Consider the following 9,735-nt stretch of genomic DNA (forward strand, 5'->3'; position numbering starts at 1 on the left):
ACCTTAACACCATTATTAGCTGGTGATTTGTATTAAGTAAATCCTTTAGCAAAGAGGAGTGAAAAATATGAAAAAGAGGTATTTGGCTTTGACCATAGTTATTATTTCAGTGGTAACCATTTTAATCATATTTTTTCCAAATATGATTAGTCAGGTTAAGGCTCCTAGTAAAGAGAAAGCTGAGGAAAATCAACAATCGGATTCGAAAGGGTCTGCATATGAACCTGTTGAAAAACAAGTCGATTACATGATTACCTTTGACGAAGATATTTATAAATTAGTAGAGGATGATCAGTCGGATACCCTCACTACTAAAGTACCTTTAGAAGAAAAATATCCAGAGGTTTCATTAAAAATAGAACAGATAAATGATCAATCCCCTGAGGAGCTCCTTCCTATTCTAGAGATGCAAATGGGTGTTGACTATACTAGCCCTAAAGAAACGGAAAAGGTTATTGATCCAGTGGTTGGATACTGGCTACATGCAATTAGTCACGATTCAGCCGGGCTAACCAACTGGGATAGTCCTGTTGGTGATATCTATATCATAGATAATGGCGTTGGAGGAAGCTTTGTTATTACACAAAAGTACTTTCTAGAGGCCGCAGAAGGACATGGTTCGAATTTCCGATCTATTTTAGAGACCTTTCAAATAGTTGAAAAGTAATTATTTATAGCGAGTAGGAGGACAATAATCGTTCAAACACTCGCTTTTTTTAATCGTTGATTGCACAAAAAAAGGCACTATCTGTTTCAAATGAACAGACAATACCTTATTTAAAAAAACAATCACCTTCAAACAGCGTGATTATATACTTTTTAATGTAACCACGATTAACTCTGGAGTGTTAAAGACTCTAATGGGAACCAAGCTGTTTCCTAACCCCCGACTCACAATCATAGTCGTTTCCTTTTCTTTATATGTTCCTGCAGTGTATTTTGGAAACCACCCTTGTCCTGGTGCCACTAACCCACCTAAACCAGGAATTCTAAATTGACCTCCGTGCGCATGACCAGAAAATACTAAATCCATTTCAGAATTAACATAATCATGAAATACCTCTGGTCTATGAGATAGCACAAGGGTATAATCCTCGCTGCTTTCAAAGTTTTCTAGCTGCTCTCGAACAAGCAAACCACTTAAAGGATCCTCAATGCCGATAATACGCATTTTCTCCCCATTATATTCAACCGTTACTTCCTCATTGGATAAAACATGGACACCAATCTCCATTAAAGAAGTTTTAATGTGATTAACATCATTTGTAGCAATTTCATGATTTCCAGTAACATAGTAAACCGGTGCTATACTAATAATTTGATTGACTAGATCCAAGCTATTTTGTAAGTCATATCGATTGCTGTCGATTATATCTCCTGTGATAAAAATAATATCCGGGTTTACTTCCTTAATCTTATGTACGAGTTTTGCTTGCTTATCACCAAATGTGGCATCATGTAAATCGGATATCTGCAAAATCTTCCATTCATTAAAACTAGCTGGAATCTTCTCTGATTCTATTATTACTTCGTTAATACTTACTCGAGTGTTCCCTATGTAAAGTAGCACAGCTAATATAACTACTAATAAAACAATCCATTTTTTCATCTAAAATCTCCTAGTCTATTTGCAAAAAACGATACCCCTGAGAAATTTAATAAATCCCCATAAATGTATGGGGATTGTTAAATTTTGTCGGTTATTATAATTTCCCAGGAAATAAGTGCTAATAATTTACACCTTGAAATGCAGCGAGGAAGAATACTATTATAACAATATATATTATTATAACTAACCCTATAGAAATAGCCATCCAAATAAGTGATGCTCGAGCAAAATTACGTCTTGGGTCTGGATTACCAAATCCCCAAATGAATAACATAACCAGATTAACAATGGGAATAGCCATAATCAGCATCGTGATGATCCATTCCATTACAGTCATCTCAGTTGAAGTTTTTATTGCCGAGCCATCTTTATAATGTAACTGCCCCTCTTCATACGTATTCACTTACAATCCTCCATCCCTATTATAGTTTACATGATAAAATCACGTCCACTTCCATTTTACGTCATAAAAGGGAAAATAGTCATCTGATAAATGATTATTTTTAAATTTTCATCATACTCATTGGAGTTACAATTCCTATTAGTTGGTTACTCAGTTTTCCATCCTTAGTAATTAGTAGTGCTTCTAATCTCTTTCCACGTCCAATTGCTGATTTAAAAACTTCTAGCGCCTCATACACGGACATCTCTGCTTCAACAAAGCGGTGATTCTCTCTATTGCTTTCATGCTTCAAAATTTCACCCAGGGTTGCTTTTTTCCTTGAGAAACTCTTGGACTCTACCTCACTTGCCATCCACATAGTAATTCCTACTGGTGTGATAAGACCTTTAAATTTATCCCCATTATACACAGGAAATTGATTGTATTTCTTATCCTTAATAACCTGGAGTGCATAGCTTAAAGAATCTGTTTCCTGAAAGGTAGTTACTTCTCCGGAGAACATATTTCCTACTGTGACAGGCTTGCTTAAAGCCTCTTCGATTTCTTCCATCTTTGCTACTACCTCTTCATGGGGTTCTGCTATCGCATATTCCATAGTTGTACGATGGTGCACGATTGCGTTTCTTAAGTCACCATATTCTCGAAGGTCTGCTTCATATCGTCTTAGTACAGCGTTTTTTTTCTTAGCGAAATCGATTAACCTAAAAAAGGATAAGTGTTCCTGAGTATCAGCTATATCCCTCATGATTTTATCTAATCTATTGTAAGAAGTGATAAAACGATCTGAGTTGCGTAATGTCATATATAAGTCTCCTGTTATTATATTTTAGCTTTCCAGACGTTGTTTTTGGTAGAAAAAACTGCCCCCATCAATAAGAAGCTGATTGCTAATATCGTAATTAAGATACTCCATATATATGAGCTACTTTCAACATCACCGTTCAAAACATAACCAGCATACATTGGCAACTTCCATGGGGAGTTAGTCCAGTATGTGCCTAGCAGTCCGTCTATAACCTGAACAATTATTACCAAAACAAAAGACACCGTAGAAGCCATTCCAGTTGATAAGGCAGCACTAGTAAATAAAACAATACTAATCACGAATAAAAGCCACAGAACATAAATACTAGTAAATTCTATAAAACTTAAGAAATCTATCGATCCAAAAAGTATGGATGTATAATATAAGCTAGCTACTATTCCTAAAATAAAACTACCTAAAACAATTATACTCAAGATCGCCAATTTACTTCCTACATAACCTGTAAATGAAAGTGGTCGAACGTATAATAAAGTTGCCGTACCATTCTTCCGTTCCCTTGAAATAATACCTGAAAAAGCTAGAATAACTACTAACATGCCGATTAACTGATATTGACTAATGGTGGACATTAATATTTGTTCAGAGGTCATGGAAGGAAATTCAATGACTGTTCCTTCAGGTAAATTTCCAACAGAGCTTAGGATTTGAGGCATGTAGTAGTTCATGACAGGCTCTGTAATCCCAAATAGAATAAACACAAGAGGAATCCAGAGAATCTTAAAATTACGGATGTTTTCTCTCCATTCCTTTTGAAACAAAACAAGAAATGTATTCATTGTTTGTTCACCACCTGCATAAATATTTCTTCGAGATTAGCCGATGCCTTCTCTATCCTTTGAACAGTCCAATCTCCTAAAGACGCGTATGCTAAAATCTCTTGCATTCGCGGTTCGTTTTCCCTTATAGGAATACAGACAGAGGACCCTTTTTGTTTTACATTCCAAGGGGAGCTAATTGCAAAAACTTTCGCCTCTTCTTCTAAGGAAAAGATAATTTTAATCATAGGATTTGCGTATTTTTCACGTACATCCGATAATGAACCTTGCTCTACCAGCTCACCATTTCTCAAAAATAATAGCTGATCCGTCATTTCTTCCGCATCATTTAAAATATGAGTCGAATATAGAATAGTAGTTCTTTCTTGAAGTTCCTTTAAAAGATTTAAAATCTCTCTTCTGCCTACTGGATCCAATGCAGAAACTGGTTCATCTAATAAAAGAAGGGATGGATTATGTACAATTGCCTGTGCTAATCCTAATCGTTGTTTCATCCCTCCTGAAAACGTACCTGTTTTTTTCTTTTTTACATTACCGAGTCCCACAAAATCTAAGATTTTCTCTGCCTCCTTCAAAGCAACTCTAGTATCTACCCCACTTAACTTTGCAGTCATCTCTGTAAATTCAATTGCAGAAAGCCATGAGAAAAACTTAGGATATTGTGGTAAAAACCCTATCATTCTACGTGCATCCTCCTTATTCTCCTTCAGAATAATATCGCCAAACGTTGGATTTACTAGTCCCGTGAGCATAGAAAGTGTAGTAGTTTTACCTGCACCATTAGGACCGATTAAGGCTGTTGAAGTATTTTTCATTAATGAAAAGGAAACATCTTTCACTACTTTTTCTCTTCCATATTGCTTGGTTAATGATTGAACAGTTAGTAATGTATTCATTCGTTCCGTCTCCCCACTATGAAATAGATAATTGAACCTATTATTCCTGATATGAAAATAATTATTACCCAAAGCCACTTAGGACCATTTGTGTCGTATACCTTTATCAGATCTACAAAGGCAACAATCATTAAAATAAATTGTAAAATAACAATGGGTAATATTAATTCCCAAGGTATTGTTGAAAGATTCAATATGATTCCTCCTTTTTTAATTTCCAATTATAGCTTTTATAAAAGAAAGCTTTCACAAACTATGTTATAATAGCAAATTGGGGGGTGAATTGAATGGAAATTGTAATAAGAAAAGCTATTAAAGCAGATGCCGAATCATCAGTTCCTCTAATTATGGAAGCAATCGGTGACATTTCGATGCAAATGACTGGAGAAACTGAAGAATCAGCGATCACCCAGGAGTTCATTCACTTATTTACTCAAACCAGCAATCGTCATTCCTATTTAAATACCTACGTTGCAGAAATGGAAGGTCAAATTGCTGGAGTACTAGTTTTTTATACTGCTGAACAAGCAGTTACTTTGGATGCTAATTTAGAGCAGTATCTCTCAGCCAAAAAGGGTGAACAGGTGACGATAGATAAAGAAACGCTACCTGGCGAATGGTATATAGATACTGTAGTTGTCGATCCAGCCTATCGTGGACATGGTATTGGAACGAGGCTATTAAATTTTGCTGAAAAAGTAGTCAAAAATAACGGTGGCGGGAAACTCTCCTTGAATGTAGAAACTGAGAAAGAGGCTGCAATCCGCTTATATAATCGTCTAGGATTTGAAAATGTTTGTCCTTGGACAATTATTGGCGAGCCTTTCTATCACATGGTGAAAACGGTAGGCCCCTGATTGAAGGAGAAGCAAGGTTATGAAATTATGGATCTACCCCTTAATGGTTGTCTTCGCAGCCAGCTGTTACGGGACTTTATCAACTATGGTAAAATTAGCAATCGGACAAGGCTATACAGCTTCAGAAGCTGTTTCTAGTCAGTACATTGTTGGTTTCCTATTAGCATTAGTCATCTACATGGTGACACAAAGAAAAATACCACGTCTTTATGGCGGGTTTAAAATTATACTGTTAGCAGGGATTTTTACAGCAACTACGGGTATTGTCTATGGACAAGCCCTTATATATTTACCAGCCTCCCTAGCAGTAGTCATGCTCTTCCAGTTTACGTGGATCGGTACTTTGATTGATTGTATAATAAGAAAAAGATTACCTTCTCGAGCAGAAGTTATCTCCCTTGTTATTTTATTCGCCGGTACACTGCTAGCTGCAGGGGTATTAGATGTCGATTTGAGTGGAATTGACTGGAGAGGCTGGGTATATGGTTTCGCAGCAGCGATTTCCTTCTCACTTAATATGAACATTAATACTAAACAAGTAGAAGGAATGAATACTACTACTCGTTTACTTTGGGTTTCCTTTATCGCTGCTTTAATGATCTCTGTCTTCCAAAGCCCAGAAATCATGTGGAACGGTAAACTATTTACGGAATCTCTACTTTACTTGGGACTAGGCTTAGGATTACTAGGTATCATTATCCCTATTTATTTCTTCGTAATCGCTGTACCAAAAGTTGGCGGCGCAGTTTCATCTATTCTAAGTGCAATGGAATTACCTGTAGCTGTAATGGTATCTGTACTTGTGTTAAGCGAGGCACTTACTTGGTTACAAGTTATAGGTATCGTCATTATTCTGATAGGTATGTGTATCCCAACGATTGCAGATATTCGAAGAAAGCAAAAGCAACAAAAGCCTATTGTGTAGGTCGAAACGCTGAACTCACCGTTCAGCGTTTTTTTTATTTGTTCGGTTTCTGGTGTTTTACTTTATAAATTCAATTATTCCATCCATTAAACCTTCTGCTAACGGTAGACTTGGATCTGTATATGTCGCCATATTCCCTGCCTCATCAGATGGGGATTCTTTTAGCACATGGTTCATTTTCTCAATTATTAGAAGCTCAGAATCTTTTGCTTGATGTAAAAGCTCAGCATCACTACTAGGGACTTGCAAATCTGCTGTTCCGTTTATAAGTAATATTCTTGTATCCAACTTTTTAATCTCTTCAATAGGATTGTATTGAAGCCAGGAAATCATATACGGTTGTACAGATGGACGGAATATAATGTGTAATTCATTCGACACTTCCTCTACCTGTTCACCTTGCTTAAGCTTCTTAATTACTTTTTCAGATTCACTCATAAGCTCACTTGGCAACTGATTTCTTAACTGTTCTAATAGAATTTCATCTATTTGCCTACCTGCCCCTGCTAATGAGACGAATACATTCGCTCCTGCCTCTTGAGCAGCAATCATCCCTACAAGAGAACCCTCACTGTGTCCGATGAACCCTATATCGCTAAAACGATCGTCTTCTTTCGCAAAATCTGCCCAAGCAACAGCATCCTCAATATAGTGGTTAAATCTTAAGTCCTCTTCTTTAGTAGCAAGGCCCATATTTAAGCCAACGCCTCTTTTGTCGTAGCGGATGCTGGCAATTCCTTCTGCAGCTAATTCTTCTGCGATCATTTTTAAGCTATTATTTTTCCCTACCATTACTAAGGAGTTACCATTACGATCAGTGGGTCCCGAGCCAGCAAGAATGATCATAAGTGGGAACGGTCCTTCCCCCTCAGGAATCTCAATTTGACCAATCATTTCCCCTCCATTTACTTCTAATTCTTCTAAATGCTCAGCCTTAGCTACATCAGTTACCTTAGTAAGTTCAAATGGAAACGACTGACCTTGTTGTGTAAACGTACCTGCCATTTTTTCATCCTGCAGCTTCCCAGCAAAGGTAATTTTTTGTCCCGGAAGTGGCATGTTAAAGGTAATATCCTTACCGTTTAAGGAAATGTTCGTTAATGGGTGACCATTTAATCCTTGAATCGGGATACTAATCAAGCCTTCTTCTTTTGTGAATTTAATACTAATTGGGAGTGGTTGATTAGGAACGTTAATGGATCCTTCCCACACTCCCTCTACCATATCTAAGGAAACATTTGTACTCGTCTCTTCCTTATCTTTAGACACCTCTTTCCCTCCTTGCTTATCACTACCACTACATCCAGAAAGTAAAATATGAAATAGTAATAAGCTTAATATAAGTGCTTTTTTATAGTTCATTTAGATTCACCTTTCTGTTCTATTTATAGTATAACAGCACTTATAGAAAGAAGTAAATAATTTTCAGTTTATTTTAAAGGTTTTTGCTTTATTAAATTCTTTTTTTAAAACATACTAGAGGGAAAGTAGAATTTAGATTTTCATATAAAGAATTATGTTTATGGAATTTATAATGAAGTAACAATTAGGTTAGTTTAAAGAGGAAAAAATGTTCGAGTATAGAATACATTTATATCAGCATTCTTACATTTCTAAATTAGAAAGGTGTTGCAATAAATGACGGAGGTTTTTTTAAAGGTTCAAGACGTACTTGAAAATTACAAAAAAGCAGTTCACGAAAAAGATGTTGAAAAATTCTTATCTATGTATGCGCCTAACGTGCATATTTATGACTCCTGGGAGAACTGGGAGAGCAAGGGGATTTCTTCATGGAAGGAAAGCGTGGTAGAGTGGTTTAACGGATTGAGCGAGGACCGCATTCTACTCAAAGTTGATTTTAGTGATCTAGTCGTTGATGAAAATTCACATCTCGCATTTGTATATTGTGCGGTAACTTTTGCTGCGCACCTAGAAGAATCTGATGAGAAAATTCGTCAAATGACAAATCGAATCACATATTGTTTAAAAAAAGTGAACGAATCTTGGTTTATAGCTCACGAACATTCATCGTTACCAATAAATATAGAGACTGGTAAGGGAATTTTTAATTTGAAGTGAAAAAAATATTGGGATTACTAACATTTTTCAGTTCATTTTTTATGTATATTATTAAATTACCTTTACCTTAAACAAAGACTTCTTTAAATATAATAAAACAGTCGCCAACAATTACTCGGTGACGACTTCCTTTAGTTGCGCAGCGACGTCCTACTCTTGCAGGGGCAATCCTCCAACTACCATCGGCACTGCGAAACCAGATGGGCCACCTCACCAATTGCCCAGGAACGGATTGCTAAATCAGATAGACGGCGCAAGAATTCTTCATGAATAGAGAGTTTGTTTATCATTAGGTGAGTGAATCTCTCCTGTTGGTGGTTGACCGACCGATTATTGGGTATAACCGGCCGATTTTTTCGTGAAACCGACCGATTATTATGCTGAACCGACCGGTTATTGGATATAATCGACCGATTCTCGCTTATTATGACAAAATGTCTTGTCCCAAGGTCACTTGCTTATGAAGAATAGTAGTCTTGGTCTTATTTCTTTATAAGGACATACAAAAAAGCCGCCACCGATTACTCGGTGACGACTTCCTTTGGTGCCCAGCGACGTCCTACTCTTGCAGGGGTGACCCTCCAACTACCATCGGCGGCTCCGAAACCAGATGGGCGGCAGATTTCTTTGTCAGCCGCAGTCGTTCGGTTCTCGCGTATGCCATACGCTCCGAGCCTCTCTTCCTTGCTTCCTCGAACTCTTTGCCCCTCCGGCTTCTCGCTCACTTCCTTAGGGAGAGAGTGCCTTCGGCTTTTTCTGTAAAAGACAAACAAAAAACAAAAAAGCCGCCACCGATTACTCGGTGACGACTTCCTTTAGTTGCCCAGCGACGTCCTACTCTTGCAGGGGCGACCCTCCAACTACCATCGGCGGCTCCGAAACCAGATGGGCGGCAGATTTCTTTGTCAGCCGCAGTCGTTCGGTTCTCGCGTATGCCATACGCTCCGAGCCTCTCTTCCTTGCTTCCTCGAACTCTTTGCCCCTCCGGCTTCTCGCTCACTTCCTTAGGGAGAAAGTGCCTTCGGCTTTTTCTGTAAAAGACAAAACAAAAAACAAAAAAGCCGCCACCGATTACTCGGTGACGACTTCCTTTAGTGCCCAGCGACGTCCTACTCTTGCAGGGGGAGACCCCCAACTACCATCGGCGCTGAAGAGCTTAACTTCCGTGTTCGGTATGGGAACGGGTGTGACCTCTTCGCCATCATCACTAGACCTTTTCGGCTTTCAATACATGATTGAAACCCTCAGAGTTGTTCACTCAAAACTGGATAAAAGACATCATTAATCGAAACAAACAATTTGGTTAAGTCCTCGATCGATTAGTATTCGTCAGCTGCACATGTCGCCACGCTTCCACCCCGAAC

11 protein-coding genes and 1 rRNA gene are annotated in these 9,735 nt (G+C 37.9%); 4 read left to right on the forward strand and 8 right to left on the reverse strand.

Translation table 11 applies throughout. The annotated features are described in order from the left end of the window. Positions 1-67: 67 nt before the first annotated feature. On the forward strand, positions 68-667 hold the full coding sequence (locus HF876_RS06805; protein WP_169359323.1) for a hypothetical protein: 600 nt from the start codon (positions 68-70) through the stop codon (positions 665-667). A gap of 141 nt (positions 668-808) precedes the next feature. On the opposite strand, the gene HF876_RS06810 is transcribed toward HF876_RS06805, so the two are convergent. The 6 genes from HF876_RS06810 to HF876_RS06835 form a co-directional block, all read right to left on the reverse strand. After that, positions 809-1,609 carry a metallophosphoesterase gene (locus tag HF876_RS06810; protein ID WP_169359324.1) on the reverse strand — a complete coding sequence of 267 codons (801 nt, stop codon included), beginning with the start codon at positions 1,607-1,609 and terminating at the stop codon, positions 809-811. A gap of 118 nt (positions 1,610-1,727) precedes the next feature. Further along, entirely contained in the window at positions 1,728-2,012 is a 285-nt protein-coding gene (locus HF876_RS06815) for a hypothetical protein (RefSeq protein WP_251555460.1), read from the reverse strand. Between the two features lie 100 nt (positions 2,013-2,112). After that, positions 2,113-2,814 carry a CBS domain-containing protein gene (locus HF876_RS06820; RefSeq protein WP_169359325.1) on the reverse strand — a complete coding sequence of 234 codons (702 nt, stop codon included), beginning with the start codon at positions 2,812-2,814 and terminating at the stop codon, positions 2,113-2,115. Positions 2,815-2,831: 17 nt separating this feature from the next. Then, positions 2,832-3,614: an ABC transporter permease gene (locus HF876_RS06825; protein WP_169359326.1), complete on the reverse strand. Its 783-nt coding sequence runs from the start codon at positions 3,612-3,614 to the stop codon at positions 2,832-2,834. Then, positions 3,611-4,510: an ABC transporter ATP-binding protein gene (locus tag HF876_RS06830; protein ID WP_169359327.1), complete on the reverse strand. Its 900-nt coding sequence runs from the start codon at positions 4,508-4,510 to the stop codon at positions 3,611-3,613. Before HF876_RS06830 ends, HF876_RS06825 begins: the two co-directional genes overlap by 4 nt. After that, positions 4,507-4,704 carry a PLDc N-terminal domain-containing protein gene (locus HF876_RS06835; RefSeq protein WP_240949686.1) on the reverse strand — a complete coding sequence of 66 codons (198 nt, stop codon included), beginning with the start codon at positions 4,702-4,704 and terminating at the stop codon, positions 4,507-4,509. Before HF876_RS06835 ends, HF876_RS06830 begins: the two co-directional genes overlap by 4 nt. Positions 4,705-4,797: 93 nt before the next feature. On the opposite strand from HF876_RS06835, the gene HF876_RS06840 reads away from it, so the two are divergent. After that, positions 4,798-5,367 (forward strand): GNAT family N-acetyltransferase, encoded by a 570-nt coding sequence (locus tag HF876_RS06840; protein WP_169359328.1) that lies wholly within the window; start codon positions 4,798-4,800, stop codon positions 5,365-5,367. Positions 5,368-5,386: 19 nt separating this feature from the next. Then, positions 5,387-6,292 (forward strand): EamA family transporter, encoded by a 906-nt coding sequence (locus HF876_RS06845; RefSeq protein ID WP_169359329.1) that lies wholly within the window; start codon positions 5,387-5,389, stop codon positions 6,290-6,292. 57 nt (positions 6,293-6,349) lie between these two features. Here HF876_RS06845 and HF876_RS06850 read toward each other — a convergent pair whose 3' ends face one another. Beyond that, entirely contained in the window at positions 6,350-7,654 is a 1,305-nt protein-coding gene (locus tag HF876_RS06850) for an alpha/beta hydrolase family protein (protein WP_240949687.1), read from the reverse strand. Positions 7,655-7,930: 276 nt separating this feature from the next. Here HF876_RS06850 and HF876_RS06855 point away from each other — a divergent pair, with 276 nt between their 5' ends. Continuing rightward, positions 7,931-8,371: a YybH family protein gene (locus HF876_RS06855; RefSeq protein WP_169359330.1), complete on the forward strand. Its 441-nt coding sequence runs from the start codon at positions 7,931-7,933 to the stop codon at positions 8,369-8,371. A gap of 1,096 nt (positions 8,372-9,467) precedes the next feature. Here HF876_RS06855 and rrf read toward each other — a convergent pair. After that, positions 9,468-9,583: ribosomal RNA gene (gene rrf, locus HF876_RS06860) — 5S ribosomal RNA — on the reverse strand. Positions 9,584-9,735 lie beyond the last annotated feature (152 nt).

Source organism: Psychrobacillus sp. BL-248-WT-3 (genome assembly GCF_012843435.1).
GTDB lineage: Bacteria > Bacillota > Bacilli > Bacillales_A > Planococcaceae > Psychrobacillus.